The sequence below is a fragment of the Bacillus sp. 5mfcol3.1 genome (assembly GCF_900114335.1).
Lineage (GTDB): Bacteria > Bacillota > Bacilli > Bacillales > Bacillaceae_G > Bacillus_A > Bacillus_A thuringiensis_S.
Window position 1 is genome coordinate 61,371 of sequence record NZ_FOST01000009.1, and the last position, 15,816, is coordinate 77,186.

Below are 15,816 nucleotides of genomic sequence, written 5' to 3' on the forward strand. Positions count from 1 at the left end.
CAGTATTTCTAACTTGTAGCTCTTGCAGAGTGAAAAGGTTATACGAAAGGTAAGGCTGTCCATAAGAATTCGAATTGGTGAAGGTGAAAGTAAGAAAATCACCGCAAAATTATAGTTTTCTATCCGATTTTACATATCGGAATTTATGTTATTTACAAAAACGAAACCTACGAAGGGGGATTTGATGAGGAAACTGACAAAAACATTCATCGTTTCATTAACATTATGTATTGCATTTACAATTTGGGGGATTATTCCCGAATCTATTATTGGAAAAGGTAGCTTAGGAAATGTAACAACCGCAATTCAAACTGCATTAGTTAGTAAGTTTGGATGGTTTTATATTATTTCCGTTTCTATTATTTTAGGTGTATCTATCTTTTTAATTGTTTCGAAATACGGTTCTATTCGTTTAGGTAAAGATGATGACGAACCTGATTATAGTTATATGACATGGTTTGCTATGTTATTTAGTGCTGGTATGGGTATTGGCTTAGTTTTCTGGGGCGTTGCCGAACCATTAAACCATTTATACGCACCTCCGTTTGGGGATAGTGCAACTGAGGAAAGTGCGCGCCTTGCACTGCGTTTTTCATTTTTCCATTGGGGATTACATCCTTGGGGACTATATGCGTTTGTAGCGTTATGTATTGCTTACTTTACCTTTAGAAAAGGAAAAGCAAGTACGATTAGTGCGACAGTAGGCCCGTTATTTAAGGGCGGGGAACACGGGCGTATTGCTCATTCATTTGATGTGTTAGCTGTTTTCGCAACTGTGTTTGGTGTTGCAACATCATTAGGTCTCGGTGCAAAACAAATTGCAGGTGGTGTTAGTTATTTAACATCTATCCCGAACTCATTAACGACTCAGTTAGTTATTATTGCAATCGTAACAGTATTATTTATGTTATCTGCGCAAACAGGTCTTGATAAAGGAATTAAATATTTAAGTAATACGAATATTATTTTTGCGTTTGCACTTATGATTATTGTATTATTTGCGGGTCCAACAAACTTTATTATGAATTACTTCACTTCAACAATCGGTTCTTATATTCAGGAATTACCAAGCATGAGCTTCCGTTTAAGTCCATTAGACGAAGGTGGAAACCAATGGATTCAATCGTGGACAATTTTCTATTGGGCATGGTGGATTGCATGGTCACCATTCGTAGGTACGTTTATTGCTCGTGTTTCACGAGGTCGTACGATTCGTGAGTTTGTTATCGGTGTGTTACTTGTGCCGACCGTAATTGGTGCACTTTGGTTCTCTGTGTTCGGCGGTACTGGTATTCATATGGAGCTGTTTGGTGATGCACATATCTTCGACAAAGTGAAAGAAATGGGAACAGAAGTAGGATTATTCGCTATGTTCGATCAGATGGGCAGCTTTGGATCAGCTTTATCGGTTTTAGGTATTTTACTTATTGCAACATTCTTTATTACATCTGCAGACTCTGCAACATTCGTTTTAGGGATGTTAACGACACATGGTAGTTTAAACCCACCAAATCGTATTAAAATGATTTGGGGTATCGTTCTAGCCGCGATAGCTTCTACGCTATTATATATTGGCGGATTAGAAGCCTTACAAACGGCAGCTATCATTGCAGCATTCCCGTTCGTCTTTGTTATTTTCTTTATGATGGCAGCATTATTTAAAGAGTTACAAAAAGAAGGACGTATGAAGCGTCATTAATAATAGAAGGAAAAGAGCTGATTTCATATCAGCTCTTTTTTTATCCCTCTATTTGCTGAGCAGTAAGAACCCCACCTCAAAATTCAGCAAAAGCAAATAAGTCGAGCTGCTTGTAAAAGCCCGATTGGTGATGGCTAATGAAAGTTTCACTTTATATAGAAGGAATTTGAAATGCGGGTAGGGGAAATAAAATACTTTACCATATAAGTAGTATGCCTTTTATACGAAGAAAAAACGATAGGTTTCGACAATATTCGATACCTTACGAATTCTATTCGTATTTTTGTCAAAAATATGTCGGAAATGTGTTGTCACGTTTATATATATGTGCTATATTATTTCCTGTAAGCGATTTCAAATAGTTTTAAAGCGCATTCAAGGGGGACATCTAGAATAATGAAACGTTACGAAAGAAAGTGGAAGCATATTTGTTTGAAACGTGTGGCACATCGTAGTGTCCAAGAAAGCACGGAACCTAAGACTGAAACGCGCAAAGAACAGCAAGAGAAGCAATTGGTTCTACAAAAATAGCAATCACTTTTTCGTATATAAATGAAGGTCGATCGTTCGTTGGGGGATGGACGTGAAATTACTTTCAGCTAAGGGGTATTGTCTGATATATAATTTATACGGCAATAAATAAGCACAGAGCATACGGCGCTCTGTGCTTATTTTTATTTATCTTTTTTAAATCGAACTGTCTTATCCCAGCCAATGACCTGTTTCTTGCTCTTCGCACGTAAGTATAAGATTAAGCTGCGAATAAATAAGTACGTAAAGAGCTGTGCGTACGTAAAGTACATAATAACGCTAATAAAAATATTAGTCGGTGTAAAGGTTCGTTCGACACTCTGGGCACTAAATAATTGAGAAACATATGTAATATATGCGACATACCACATAAATAGTAGCGGAATGCTATATTGAATTTGGAATATCCCGAGTAGCCCAATTACAAACCAAACGTTCGAAATGATTAGGAATAGCCAAAATACAACATACACTAGAACTTGTTGTAAGGAATGGACGAGAAGTTTTCCTTTAAAGAAACTTAATGATGAGAACATTTTTTCTAAAATGTATAAATTCCCTTGGAGCCAACGTGTACGTTGTTTAATAAGGATTTTTAAATGCTCTGGTTCTTGTTCCCAAGTAACTGATTCTGGGACGATTGGTAAGAGATAACCTTTTTGTGTAATTCGTAATGTTAATTCGGCATCTTCTGCAATTGCATAAGGGTCATAGCCACCAAGCTCTTCTAGTGCAGAGCGACGAAGAAGCATGTTTGTTCCTGTCAGTGAGCCTGTTTGGAATAGTAACCAGCGTCCAGATTGCATAAGGAGCTGGAAGATTTGAAATTCTAGCGAAATCATTCGCGTCAGCCAGTTTCTTTTTTCGTTTACTGTACGAACATGTCCAACAGCCCCAACAGCATCTTCAGTTGTTTCAGCGTGCTCTACAAGCATTCGCAGTGCGTGTGGTTCAGGTTGGTTATCTGCATCGTACACACAGAAGTATTCACCATCTGAAATACTAAGGCCGTAGTTTAATACGCGTGATTTACCCTTCGGTTCACCGGACGGAACACGAATGTGACGAATGTGGGCATAAGCTTTGTCGAAATCATCGCCGATTTCAGGTGTTTCATCTTGAGAGTTATCATTTAATAGATAAATGGTTAGCTTTCCTGGATATTCAATCTTCGCCATTGCCTCTAAAGTATCTTTAATAACGACCCCTTCATTATGAGCAGGGATGAAAATATCAACGCTCGGATAATGTTCTAGCGTACGATCTTTTCGTTTACTATTTCGGTGAATTAAGCCCGCGATTGTTAAGAAAGAGTAGTAAACGAGTAAGCCAGAGAATAGAAAGGCCGTAAAAATAAGAACATATTTAATTGAAAATGTGATACTGATCCAAAAAACGAGTACGCAAAACAGAAGAAATAAAAGAAGTATAACGAGAGTCATCATAACAATGTCTGTCCTTTGTTTCCAATTTGCTCACGTGAAATTTTTATATCTCGGATTGCTTCAGCTGCAAGCCATTGCTCCATTTTTGGCTTTAGGCGGTTCATTACAATATCAGCACCAGCTTCATTTGTGTTTTGTAATAAAATAACTAGCGTATTATTATCATATTCAGCAGCAAGGTCAAAATCATTCCTTACGGTTTCAACTAATAAGGAAGCTACACGGTCCATAACACTTTCCTTCGTATATTTACTAAAGGAAGTGAAATCAAAGTAAACAATAATGCCTGTTTCGTTACGACGATTCATTGCAGTCGTTAATAACGCTTGGCGTCTCTCGAATTCTTGTCTCGTTAGTAATTTTGATTCTCCAATATATTGTTCCAACGTTCTCACACGCTCAGTCAAAGTTTTATTTTCATGAATCACTTTTTTCAATAGGTGAGTTGTTATGTATACAATGAAGAAGTTAGCTGCCATCAGGAAGTGGGTAATCATATATTGCCATTGAACTGATGTACTCCATAAATGAAGCCATGCTTCATAAAATAAATAAAATACGGAAATGATGGTTCCTAGTATGAAGAAAATAAATGCTGTTTTGTCAGCTAAAAATAAGAATAGTACATTTACGATTACGTATATTATTGTAAAAATGAGCGCATGCTCATAATTCGTCACATGTACAGTAGTAAAATAAAATACAATTTGTAGAATCCACATAGAGAGGATTTTATAGAACTTATCTTTCACAAAACTTTCCTCCTTAAAGCTATTTCATCCATAGATACTTGTAGTATGCGCAATTATTAAGAAATTGACTATGTCGTTAAATTCTTTTGAAGGGCAACAACAAGTAGTATTTCTATTTTCATCAGAAAAATAAAAAGATCTAAACATTATTGTATCATAATGTTCTTATATTTGGGATAAGGTGGTTGATAGATATATATAATACGTTTGGATTGCATGAAAAAAGTCTTCTCTTGGAGAAAGAGAAGACTCTATATAAGTTTATAGGAACATCATACCTGCAACTGCTGCGTTTAAGAAGTTCGCTAATGTACCAGCGATAACTGCTTTAATCCCTAATTGTGCAATTTGTTTACGGCGAGTAGGAGCTAAAGTTCCTGTTACACCTAATTGAATTGCGATAGAAGAGAAGTTTGCGAATCCACAGATTGCAAATGTTAAAATTAGATTTGTTTTGTCAGAGAACTCTGCCATGTGTGGCCCTAAGTTTGCGTATGCAACGAATTCGTTAATTGCAAGTTTTTGACCGATAAAGCTTGCTGCTTGTACAGCTTCACCTGGAGAAACACCGATTAAGATTGCAAATGGTGATAATAAGTAACCGAAGATTAAATCAAGGCTAAGTTTAATATCGAACCAAGAACCAACCCATCCTAATAATCCATTTAATAAAGCGATTAATGCGATGAAAGCCATTAACATTGCTGCTACGTTAATAACAAGTTGCATACCTTCAGATGCACCGCGTGCAGCTGCATCGATAACGTTTGCATCTTCACGTTCTGTAGAAAGTTCAACGTTATTATCTACTTTTTCTGTCTCTGGCATGATTAGTTTTGCAATTAATAAGCTTGATGGAGCTGCCATAATTGCAGCTGCTAATAAGTGCTCTAACGGAATACCCATTGCTGCATAGCCGACAAGAACGGATCCAGCGACAGCTGTCATACCGCTTACCATAATAGTGAAGAATTCACTATTTGTTAAGCGTGCTAAGTAAGGTTTAATTAAAATTGGAGCTTCAGTTTGTCCTAAAAATACAGTCGTTACTGAGTTTAAGCTTTCTGCTTTAGAAGTACCAAGAAGTTTACTTAATGCACCACCAACGACGCTAACAAATTTCTGCATAATACCGAAATGATATAAGATTGCTACTAATGAACTAATAAATACAATTGGAAGTAGTGCTTGAATAAAGAATACAAATCCCCAAGGTCCTTTTGCGTTGACTAAATCCCCAGCAACGAACTTAATTCCCTCGTAAGAAAAATTAATTAATCCTTGAACACCGTCAGCAGCGTGTTTTAAACCTGCTTTACCAGCATCCCATCGTAATACGATAAATGAAAATGACATTTGTAATGCTAGCGCAATTAAAATTGTGCGCCAATTAATAGCTTTGCGGTTGGAAGATAGTAAGAAAGCAATTGCTAATACTCCAATCACGCCGCCAATTCCCCATAAAAGATTCATGCAGTGTATGCTCCTTCCTCATAGTAAAAAAAGTGTATAAACCAGTTGTCTATACTTTTGCGAATATACATCTTAAGTAACTTATCATAATGGACATCGGAGGTCAAACGTCTAACGAAAAGTTTAAATAAAAAGAAAATTCTTCAAAAAAACACATATGAAATGAATGGACATGAAATAGGTTATGTTTTTTATGAGAATATATACATTATGATAACGTTATGGATTATTTTTGCAGAATAAAGTGTATGAAATGGAAGAATAGATACATTATTTTTATAGAGAGAAGGTAGGAGAAAGGGAGTAATATGTTGAACTCATAGCAAAAAGCCTTCTAGTAAACTAGAAGGCTTGGAAACTATTAATTAAGGTGCTTTCGTGTATCCTAAGAAGTGGCTCTTCCAATAAGAGTTACTTAATGAAGCGATTGCTACACCTTTATCTCCAGCTTGGATAAATGATCCGCCCCCAAGGTAAATACCCATGTGAGAAGGACCTGATTTATAAGTGTTTTGGAAATAAATTAAGTCACCTGGTTGTGGATTTGAAGTTTGTGGTAGGCTACTCCAATATCCCGCAACACTTTGACGGCTAATGTTATGACCAAATTTCTTAAATACGTGGTAGATGTAGCCACTGCAGTCTACGCCGTTAGCAGAAGTTCCGCCCCAAACGTATGGTACACCTTGCATTGATTTTGCATATGCAAGTACGGAAGAACTGTCGCCACTATTATTGCCTGTATTATTATTGTTGTTATTGTTTTGATTGTTATTTTGGTTATTGTTAGGCTTATTATCTACTGCGCCTCCAACTGGTGTTTTAGATAGGTAACGTGTTCCGATATAACCATTTTGACCGTTGTAGTTAATTTTGCTCCATCCAGAGTTTTCAGAGATTACTTGAACCTTCTGACCTTGTGGAAGTGCGCCTATGATTCTATAATTTGTACCTTCGCCGCTACGTACATTTAGTGCAGAAGCATTAATGTAATAGTCGCCAATTGCACCTTGGTTAGGTTTTTCAGGTTGTTTTGGTTGCTCAGGAGTAGTAGTGCCACCTTTAACGAATTTTACAAATTCGCTACTAACAAAGCCTGTTTTTCCTTGGTAATTTACTTTAAACCAACCGTTTTCAGATCCAACTACGTTTAATGTTGTACCGTTTAAAACGCCACCAATTACACTATGGTAAGCGGCAGGGCCTGTACGAACACGTAAAGATGTAGCGTTAACTACGTAAGAACCACCAGTTTGAATAGTTCCATTATTATTGTTTTGCTCTTGTTTGTTGCCTTCTGTAACGTTTTCGTTAGAACCGCCTTTTGTTACGTAGTCTTTGCTTATATAAGCAGTTTGTCCTGCGTAATTGATTTTGAACCAATCTTGAACTTCGCCGACAACTTGTACTACTTGTCCTTTTTTGACAGAACCTACAGTTGTGTGAGAAGTGCTAGGACCTGTACGAACGCGAAGGGAAGATACATTTACTGTATAGTTTCCGCTTGCTGGTTTTACTTCTTGGTTGTTATTATTCGTATTGTTGTTTGAAGAACCCCCATTAGAAGAAACGCCAGATACGAATTCGCCACTTACATAACCTACTTGTCCATTATGGTTAATTTTCACCCAACCATTTTCTTGTCCAATTACGTTTAATGTTTGTCCTTCATATACACGTCCAGAAACAGAACTAGATGTGTTAGGAGCTGTACGTACACGTAATACATCAGCAGTAACTTTATTGTTTCCACCTGTGCTTACATTGTTGTTTGCTGCTCCACTTTTTGATACAAATTCGCCACTAACAAAGCCTGTTTTTCCGTTAATGTTAATTTTGAACCAACCATTTTCTTCGCCAATCACGTTTAATGATTGACCGTTATAAACGCGTGAGATGATGTCGTGAGAAGTGCTTGATCCCGCACGAACATGTAAGACGCTCGCGTTTACCTTATAAGATGAGCTGTTTGACGCAGAAGCTTGGACAGTTGTAGCAGCTTTTTGTGTATTTTGTTCAGGTGCAGCTTGAACACTATCAAGTGTAGGTGCTGCTCCTCCTGCTACAGACACTGCCGCAAGACCGGCAAGATACTTTTTCATAATTTGTCGATTCCTTTCTGTCTGTAATGTAGTGAAGAAATATTTACCAACTGTTAAAAATTCTAAAGAGCATGTCGATTACTGTCAAGACTTATATAGGAATCTGAATATGACAAAAAGATTACAAGAAAAAATCAAGGCATAAATTTACACCTTGATTTCCATTTAAATGCATATATTGAATATGAAAGGACAGAAATTATTCGTGTTTAAGAAGATGACATATTGGATTGTAACAAGATTTTATTAAAAGATTTTTGCAGTTTTTTGGTGATAGGTCCAACTTGCCCATCTTGAATCGCGGTTCCATCAAGGTGGGTCATTGGTAAAATTTCAATCGTTGTGCCTGTGAAAAAGCATTCATCTGCTTGATAAACGTCACGAACGCTGAAAAGTTCTTCCTGTACAGGTATGTGAAGAGTATTCGCTAAAGAAAGGACATATTGACGAATAATGCCATTTAAAATAAGGTGATTGGCTGGATGTGTGTAAAGGGTTCCGTTTTTAATTAAAAAGAAGTTGGAATGACTTCCTTCCGTTACAATACCATTCCTTACGAGAAGTGCCTCTTTACAGCCTTTCCGTTCAGCTTTCGTAGCAGCTAGTACGTTTGGTAATAAATTTAATGATTTAATGTCACAGCGTAACCATCGAGTATCCGGTTCTGATATAGCGCGTATACCATATTCGATCCATAACGCTGGTCTTTCTTTTTTTGTAATATAGGCATAAATTGTCGGAGGGTTGTCATATGAAAATATATGTGTGCGAGCTTGTACACCGCGAGATACTTGCAAATAAATTGTGCCATCTTCGTGGAAATGGTTTCTTTCAATTAATTTGTAAAGTAAAGTGATGAGTTCAGCTTTTGAGAAAGGGAGCGATAATTCTATTTCTTCCATGGATCGATATAATCTCGTTATGTGCGGATCTAATAAGTGAAAGTTCCCTTTATATAGGCGAATAACCTCGTAGACACCATCTCCGAACTGCAAACCTCTTTCTTCAAGTTCTATGTACGTTTGTTGTTTTGTTGTATCAATAACTTCATCATTCCAAAGTACAAATTTTTCGTATGCCAATTTCCGTCCCATCCTTTCGTAAGTACGTAAGTAACGTGAAACTTTCATTCATGCGAGATAAGAATCACTATAGTAATTTTTATGTAAGTAATTCTCTACATATGCCCGTAAATGCCCGATTGGTGAGGGCTGATTAAAGTTTCACTTTACAGCATTTTGTATATACAAATTCGAAAATAAGAATGAGAATCCTGCTTTTAAATAAAAAAAAGCAACATTCTTATGGAATGCTGCACAAGGAGGGTAGCTATCTTTCATAGGGACATTGTCTCGTTGAATGCTTTGTGTATGGAAACAAAACATGTTGAAAGACAATTATAAGAAAGTAGAAACAAAAGATTTACACATTTCTTTAAGGGATCTTACGAAAGATGAGAGATAAGAAATATGTAGAACCTTGTTTACATATTTTATTATAGAGATTCTCCATTAACACTATGTGAATATTTGGTAAAGGTTATGTAATTTTAAAGTTAATGAATATAAGTAGTTGTATGGAAGAAAATAAAAAAAGAGGCTGAGATTACTCAGCGCTCTTCTTTTCTTCTTTAATAGCTGTTTTTACTTCACCAGTTTTGATCTTATTACTTTCAGAGAAGCGAAGTAAGTCACCTTCAATGATTTTATCAGACATGTTCAATTCATTTTGGGCACGATCAATTAGTGGTTGAGATTCTTCTTTCGGTAATTGTACAACTTCGCCAGTAGCACGGTCGTAGAATGTACTGTTTGTGTACATGTATTTATCTGTAACGAAGCTACCGTCACGAAGAACAACAAATCCTTTATTATCAGGTGAGAATACATCATGACCGAATCGAACGTCATTTGTAGAATCTACACCAAGTAAGTTTAGAATAGTTGGTTTAATGTCAATTTCACCAGTTGGTTTCGAAATTGTTTTACCTTCTTTTTGACCTGGAACGTGAATAAACATCGGTGTTTTTTGTAAGTTCATATGGTCAAATGCAGTGATTTCTTCTTTTCCTAAGAACTGTGCCATTGCACGGTTATGGTTTTCAGAAATACCGTAGTGGTCACCGTAGAATACGATTACTGAGTTGTCGTAAATACCTTCTGCTTTTAGACGCTCAATAAAGTGTTTCATTGCTTCGTCTAAGTAACGAGCAGTTACCATGTAACGGTCAAATACTCCATCACCAGAATTATATTCGTCGATTAATTTTGTACTGTCATCGTAAGTGAATGGGTAATGATTCGTTAAAGTAAGGAAGCGAGTATAAAATGGTTGCTTCACTTCTTTCAACATATCAATAGATTGATCGAAGTATTCGATATCTTTTAATCCCCAGTTTAATTTTGTTTCCGGCGTAATCTTGTAATCAAGCTCGTTGTAGTAACGATCATAACCAAGTGCTGGATACATAATGTTACGGTTCCAGAATGTTGCGTTGTTTGCGTGGAATACCGACGTGTGATACCCTTGCTGACGTAAAATTTCTGGAGTTGCTGTATATTCATTGTTACCGTGTGTGAAGAATACAGCACCGCGGTCTAGTGGATATAAAGAAGTATCTACTAGGAATTCAGCATCAGATGTTTTACCTTGCCCAGTTTGATGGAAGAAGTTATCAAAGTAATAACTTTCTTTCGTAAATTGGTTTAAAAATGGTGTAACTTCTTGTCCGTTAACTGTTGCGCCAATTAAGAATGTTTGTAATGACTCAAGAGAGACAACAATTACGTTTTTCCCTTTTGCAGTACCGAACATATTTGGATCTGGTTTACTTTGTGTTGTTTTCACGTAGTTTTCTGTTTCTTGTAATTTACTACCGTCAGCGAATGCTTTTTGTGAACTTGATTTCGCTTGTAAGCCAAGATCGTATACTTGGTGTACATATAATCCTAAGTTTTTAACAAGCATAACGCGGTCGAATGAACGTGTTAATAGTTCTGGGCGTTCAGCTTCTGCAAGTCCTAAGTTTGCGAAGAAAATAGCAACTGTTGATACGAAGTATAGGGAACGCATCGGGCGTGCTACACGCTCTGTAGGTGCAAAGTTTTTCATTTTCTTCAATAGAACGAAGAATATGATAATGTCTGCAAATGCAAGAATAATTTTGTAGTTAAATAATTCTTTCACACTAGAACCTAAACTTCCGAAGTTAGATGTTTGTCCGAGTACTGGTAAAGTAACGAAGTCATTGTAGAATCCGTAGAACATTACGTTACCAACAAGAACGATTGTTAAGATAAAATTAATTCCAAGTGCTATATAGTTACGTTTTTTCCCTTTTGCAAATAATGCAAGACCAACAAGCAGTAATGATGCTGCTAATGGGCTAAGGAATAAAATGAATTCTTGCATGAAAGATTCAAGTTTTAAATCAAAGCTTGTGCGTGTAATAATGTAAGTTTTCAGCCATAAGGCTAATGCTACGAATACAGTGAAACGCACATTTTGAAATTGTGATTTCAAGGTTTCTTTCATTCATTTCCACCCTTTCTCTATCAGGCTTGGTCGATTTTGGAGCGAAAAATGCTAAAATAAAAAATACATAGTTTTCTTGGCCATAATTAAAGGTTCTATATTCACCCATATACGACTATAACTATGCATACCCTTTTGGTTTCTTTTGTTGCTCATAAGCATAACGTCATTTCTGTATTATACAACAAAATTCATTTCTGAGAAACACTATAACATTTTACATTTTTTGTATAAGATTTGTCACTACCAGAGAAAACTTTAACATTCGTTTATATGTCCGTCAACTAGAAAATATAACAAAGATAGAGCAGAATGTTAAGTGGAAGTGAAAATTTTCTTTGTTGAGAAATAAGAAACGAAGATGGGTAAGGGTTATCTAGAAATCTATTATATGAAGGAAATTGTGTAAAAATTAACGAACACTTGTTCTTTTTTAGTTTGTTTGTTACAATGAAAGTTCATTGATAGGTTTTGTGTAATTTCTATGAACTTTTACTGATAACATATTGTAGCTTATTTCTTTTTAAAAATAGGGAGGCTTTTACATGAAACAAAAATTTTCAGTTGAAGCGTTTTGGAAGAAAGTAAAACATGTTGCAAAGCAAGCAGGGCAGTCGGTCATTTATACAAGTTTATTACTGTTTTACGTTTTGCAAAGACCCGATGTTCCAAAACGAGTGAAAATTATTGTAATTGGAGCACTTGCTTATTTTATTGCACCGATTGATGCGATTCCAGATTTCATTGCTGGAATTGGCTATACGGATGATTTAGGGGCGTTAACGGCCGCACTAATACAGGTGTCGTTATACGTCAATGAAGATGTGAAAGATAAGGCACGAGTGAAGTTGGCAGAATGGTTTGGTTCGGATATAGACACAACATTTATCGATCAGAAATTAGGTCAATAGGTGAAACCTGTCATAAGGTGACAGGACGAACGTAAGCGAGGAAGTGCATTATGCCATCAGGAAGAACGCATACGAAAATAAACTTAATATCCCTTCCGGTTGTTTTGTTTTTGCTTTTTTCGTATGGATTAACAAATTTTGATTTTTTATTAACTTTTGCAATTGGTTTTTTAGTAGGTACTTCATTTTTAACACCGGATTTAGATACGTACAGTAATGCTTATAACAAATGGGGTTTCTTACGTATATTTTGGTATCCTTATAAAAAAGTAATGCCGCATCGATCTTTCTTTACGCATACGATTATACTTGGTGATGTGATTCGTATTGCGTACATGTTAATCGTCTTTTCTCCATTTTTATTCCTATTAAATGTAATCGCACTGGATGGTAATTTAATAGAAATTGCGAAGAAACATGAGGTTGAAATTGTAACATTCTTAATGGGAATTGTTGTGGCAAGTACGCTCCACATTATAGCGGATAAAGTGAATACACGCCGAAAGAAAATGATGAGAAAAAAGAAGAAACGCAGAAGATAAAGTGAACGGAAAAGGACCCTTGCAATTTGCAAGGGTCCTTTTTTAAACAAACGTTTGTTTCAAATTAAGCTTTCAGTACTTTAATTCCTTTTACAATGTTCCAGATGAAGTAGTATAAGCTGATGATTCCGCAAATAGCTAAGACAATCATTGATCCAATTCCAAGTGTTACATCTGGTTGATCAGATCCAAGACCCATAATTCCTAAAATAGTTAAGCCAATGAATGTAGCGATACTTGGAATGATGTGTGTCCATAGAGCACGTTTTGCATGTGGTTTTGTTTCAGCGTCTCCTACAATCCAAACGATAATAGGGAATAAGATAGGGGCAAATAGTACACTAAAGTATGATAACGCAGCTAATATTTTATTTCCGTTCATATATATCACCTCATGAATAATTTCTGTTGTTATACTATTATTATGCAATAATTTTGGCAAACTTCCTATCGATGAACATTACAAGAACGTGACGATTTTGTAAGATTTCCTGTTAAATAATAAAATTTTCAAAAAAATCTTTTTTAATAGAAATTGTTATGGTACAGTATAAATGAAAGTTGTTGAAAACGTTTTCTTAAACGTTTTTTTATTTTTAGACTTAAAGGTATGATGACCTGATAGTCTATTGATAAGGTTGTATTTATTTAAAAGGGGATTCTTTAGGGGGAGAGGACAATGAACACATGGACACAAGTTTATGATCCGTTCGGTAATATTTGGATTTCAGCAGCAGTAGCACTTATTCCGATTATCTTTTTTTTCTTAGCTTTAGCGATTTTTCGCATGAAGGGGTATGTGGCAGGATTTATTACAGTTGTACTTACAGTTTTAGTAGCGTTATTCGCTTATAAAATGCCGTTCACGATGGCAATGGCAGCGACCGGATATGGTTTTTTATACGGATTATGGCCGATTGCTTGGATTATCATTATGTCGGTATTTTTATATAAAATTTCTGTAAAAACAGGTCAATTCGATGTGATTCGTGCATCGGTATTATCGATTACGAACGATCATCGTCTACTCGTTATTTTAATTGGATTTTCATTTGGAGCATTTTTAGAAGGAGCGGCAGGATTTGGAGCACCAGTAGCGATTACAGCAGCGCTTCTTGCGGGGCTTGGGTTAAATCCTTTATACGCAGCAGGTCTTTGTTTGATTGCAAATACTGCACCAGTGGCGTTCGGAGCGATGGGAATTCCGATTACAGTTGCTGGACAAGTAACGGGTATTGATCCACATAAAATTGGACAAATGGCTGGACATCAATTACCGTTCCTATCATTATTTGTTCCATTCTTTATCGTATTTTTAATGGATGGATTTAAAGGGATAAGACAAACGTGGCCTGCGTTACTTGTAGCGGGTAGTTCATTTGCAATTACGCAGTTCATTACAGCGACATTTTTAGGGCCGGAACTTCCGGATATTACATCGGCACTTGTAAGTTTAATTAGTTTAGCGCTGTTCTTAAAAGTTTGGCAGCCGAAAGAAATCTATCAATCCGAGCAAGCAAATAGTGAAGTAGCAGCAACAACGACAGCAGCATCGATGCCGAAATTAACGTTTGGAAAAGTAGTAAAAGCATGGTCTCCATTTATCGTATTAACGGTTATGGTAGTCATTTGGAGCCAAAGTTTCTTTAAGGCATTATTCGCTCCAGGAGGGGCTTTAGCAAGTCTTGTATTTAAGTTTGAAATTTCAGGTCTGCATAATCTAGTAATGAAAGCAGAGCCGATTGTAAATAAACCAACGCCTTACGAGGCAATTCTGAAGTTTGATGTATTATCAGCAACCGGAACGGCGATTTTAATTGCTTGTATCATTTCCATGTTTATTTTGAAAATGAATGTAAAAGATGCAGTAGTGACATTTAAAGAAACGTTAAGTGAATTAAAAATGCCAATTCTATCAATCGGATTCGTACTAGGGTTTGCATTTATCGCAAACTATTCTGGTCTATCTTCTACGTTAGCGTTAGCACTAGCAGGAACTGGCGGACTATTCCCGTTCTTCTCGCCTTTCTTAGGCTGGATTGGCGTATTCTTAACAGGGTCTGATACGTCTGCGAATGCACTGTTCTCGAATTTACAAGCCATTACAGCGCAGCAAGTCGGCGTATCTGAAGTGCTTCTTGTTGCAGCAAATACAACAGGCGGTGTAACAGGTAAAATGATTTCTCCGCAGTCGATTGCGATTGCTTGTGCAGCAGTTGGTCTTGCTGGAAAAGAATCGGATTTGTTCCGTTTTACAGTGAAGCATAGTTTGTTCTTCGTAATTATTGTTGGTATTATGACTTATGTTCAGGCTTATTATTTAACGTGGATGATTCCATAAACAACAAAAGAAATAAACTTTTAATTTTCCAAATTATGGTGTATGATGGAAAAGTATTGAAAATTAAATCAGTGATAAACTAGGGGTGCCTAACGTATGCGTAGGCTGAGAGAGAAGCGCGTGAACTTCTTAACCCCTTTGGACCTAATCTGGCTCGTACCAGCGTAGGGAAGTTAACGGCTTTACATAATGATGTCTTTATGAGCCAGGTCCTTATTTTTTTATGGACCTGGCTCTTTTTATGGAAGATGCGCAAATTGGGAATACCGACAGTAGTGGATAGGGTTGTTCAACAAGCAATCAGTCAAGTGCTTGGTTCAATATTTGAAAAACAATTTAGCGAATCTAGTTACGGCTTTAGACAAGGGCTCTTTTATGTTTGTATTTCGGAACTTCATCATATTTCTCTAAATAATAAGCACGGTAAGTAGCTTCACGAAGTTGTACAGAGTTGGCAGCTTCAACCATGTAATAACGAAGATACTG

At 36.4% G+C, this 15,816-nt stretch carries 11 protein-coding genes, 2 pseudogenes and 1 riboswitch; of the genes and pseudogenes, 5 read left to right on the forward strand and 8 right to left on the reverse strand.

The annotated features are described in order from the left end of the window. Positions 1-184 precede the first annotated feature (184 nt). Positions 185-1,699: a glycine betaine transporter OpuD gene (gene opuD / locus BM089_RS26860; RefSeq protein ID WP_001229103.1), complete on the forward strand. Its 1,515-nt coding sequence runs from the start codon at positions 185-187 to the stop codon at positions 1,697-1,699. A 674-nt stretch (positions 1,700-2,373) separates the two neighbouring features. Here opuD and BM089_RS26870 read toward each other — a convergent pair. The 6 genes from BM089_RS26870 to BM089_RS26900 form a co-directional block, all read right to left on the reverse strand. Next, positions 2,374-3,675 (reverse strand): glycosyltransferase family 2 protein, encoded by a 1,302-nt coding sequence (locus tag BM089_RS26870; RefSeq protein ID WP_000988755.1) that lies wholly within the window; start codon positions 3,673-3,675, stop codon positions 2,374-2,376. Continuing rightward, positions 3,672-4,427, reverse strand: coding sequence for a nucleotidyl cyclase domain-containing protein (locus BM089_RS26875; RefSeq protein WP_000653229.1), 756 nt, complete (start codon positions 4,425-4,427; stop codon positions 3,672-3,674). The genes BM089_RS26870 and BM089_RS26875 overlap by 4 nt, the downstream gene beginning before the upstream one ends. A 261-nt stretch (positions 4,428-4,688) precedes the next feature. After that, the gene (locus BM089_RS26880) at positions 4,689-5,900 is read right to left on the reverse strand and encodes a NupC/NupG family nucleoside CNT transporter (RefSeq protein WP_001051020.1); all 1,212 of its coding nucleotides are present in this window, start codon (positions 5,898-5,900) and stop codon (positions 4,689-4,691) included. A 365-nt stretch (positions 5,901-6,265) separates the two neighbouring features. Beyond that, entirely contained in the window at positions 6,266-8,002 is a 1,737-nt protein-coding gene (locus BM089_RS26885) for a C40 family peptidase (RefSeq protein ID WP_000760290.1), read from the reverse strand. 209 nt (positions 8,003-8,211) lie between these two features. Further along, complete coding sequence (locus BM089_RS26890; RefSeq protein ID WP_075717958.1) at positions 8,212-9,096, reverse strand: D-amino-acid transaminase; 885 nt, start codon at positions 9,094-9,096, stop codon at positions 8,212-8,214. A 511-nt stretch (positions 9,097-9,607) separates the two neighbouring features. Next, positions 9,608-11,536 (reverse strand): LTA synthase family protein, encoded by a 1,929-nt coding sequence (locus BM089_RS26900; RefSeq protein WP_000665343.1) that lies wholly within the window; start codon positions 11,534-11,536, stop codon positions 9,608-9,610. 545 nt (positions 11,537-12,081) lie between these two features. Between BM089_RS26900 and BM089_RS26910 the strand changes: the two genes are divergently transcribed. Together BM089_RS26910 and BM089_RS26915 are read left to right on the forward strand one after the other, a co-directional pair. Next, positions 12,082-12,447 (forward strand): YkvA family protein, encoded by a 366-nt coding sequence (locus BM089_RS26910; RefSeq protein ID WP_000810378.1) that lies wholly within the window; start codon positions 12,082-12,084, stop codon positions 12,445-12,447. A 50-nt stretch (positions 12,448-12,497) separates the two neighbouring features. Further along, on the forward strand, positions 12,498-12,989 hold the full coding sequence (locus tag BM089_RS26915; protein WP_001139059.1) for a metal-binding protein: 492 nt from the start codon (positions 12,498-12,500) through the stop codon (positions 12,987-12,989). Positions 12,990-13,053: 64 nt separating this feature from the next. On the opposite strand, the gene BM089_RS26920 is transcribed toward BM089_RS26915, so the two are convergent. Further along, positions 13,054-13,371, reverse strand: coding sequence for a magnetosome magnetite crystal formation protein family (locus BM089_RS26920; RefSeq protein WP_001014092.1), 318 nt, complete (start codon positions 13,369-13,371; stop codon positions 13,054-13,056). A 297-nt stretch (positions 13,372-13,668) separates the two neighbouring features. Here BM089_RS26920 and lldP point away from each other — a divergent pair, with 297 nt between their 5' ends. Together lldP and BM089_RS31600 are read left to right on the forward strand one after the other, a co-directional pair. Next, on the forward strand, positions 13,669-15,330 hold the full coding sequence (gene lldP / locus BM089_RS26925; protein ID WP_090978565.1) for an L-lactate permease: 1,662 nt from the start codon (positions 13,669-13,671) through the stop codon (positions 15,328-15,330). A 71-nt stretch (positions 15,331-15,401) separates the two neighbouring features. Then, positions 15,402-15,518, forward strand: a riboswitch (TPP riboswitch). Positions 15,519-15,575: 57 nt separating this feature from the next. Next, a pseudogene (locus BM089_RS31600) lies at positions 15,576-15,692 on the forward strand (Retron-type RNA-directed DNA polymerase); the annotation flags it as partial. Here the strand turns inward: BM089_RS31600 and BM089_RS31605 are convergent. After that, a pseudogene (locus tag BM089_RS31605) lies at positions 15,691-15,816 on the reverse strand (IS110 family transposase); the annotation flags it as partial. The pseudogenes BM089_RS31600 and BM089_RS31605 overlap by 2 nt on opposite strands.

Coding starts and splice junctions, on each gene's coding strand:
- opuD (WP_001229103.1), top strand. CDS start 185: ATGAGGAAACTGACAAAAACATTCATCGTTTCATTAACATTATGTATT.
- BM089_RS26870 (WP_000988755.1), bottom strand. CDS start 3,675: ATGATGACTCTCGTTATACTTCTTTTATTTCTTCTGTTTTGCGTACTC.
- BM089_RS26880 (WP_001051020.1), bottom strand. CDS start 5,900: ATGAATCTTTTATGGGGAATTGGCGGCGTGATTGGAGTATTAGCAATT.
- BM089_RS26885 (WP_000760290.1), bottom strand. CDS start 8,002: ATGAAAAAGTATCTTGCCGGTCTTGCGGCAGTGTCTGTAGCAGGAGGA.
- BM089_RS26890 (WP_075717958.1), bottom strand. CDS start 9,096: ATGGGACGGAAATTGGCATACGAAAAATTTGTACTTTGGAATGATGAA.
- BM089_RS26900 (WP_000665343.1), bottom strand. CDS start 11,536: ATGAAAGAAACCTTGAAATCACAATTTCAAAATGTGCGTTTCACTGTA.
- BM089_RS26910 (WP_000810378.1), top strand. CDS start 12,082: ATGAAACAAAAATTTTCAGTTGAAGCGTTTTGGAAGAAAGTAAAACAT.
- BM089_RS26915 (WP_001139059.1), top strand. CDS start 12,498: ATGCCATCAGGAAGAACGCATACGAAAATAAACTTAATATCCCTTCCG.
- BM089_RS26920 (WP_001014092.1), bottom strand. CDS start 13,371: ATGAACGGAAATAAAATATTAGCTGCGTTATCATACTTTAGTGTACTA.
- lldP (WP_090978565.1), top strand. CDS start 13,669: ATGAACACATGGACACAAGTTTATGATCCGTTCGGTAATATTTGGATT.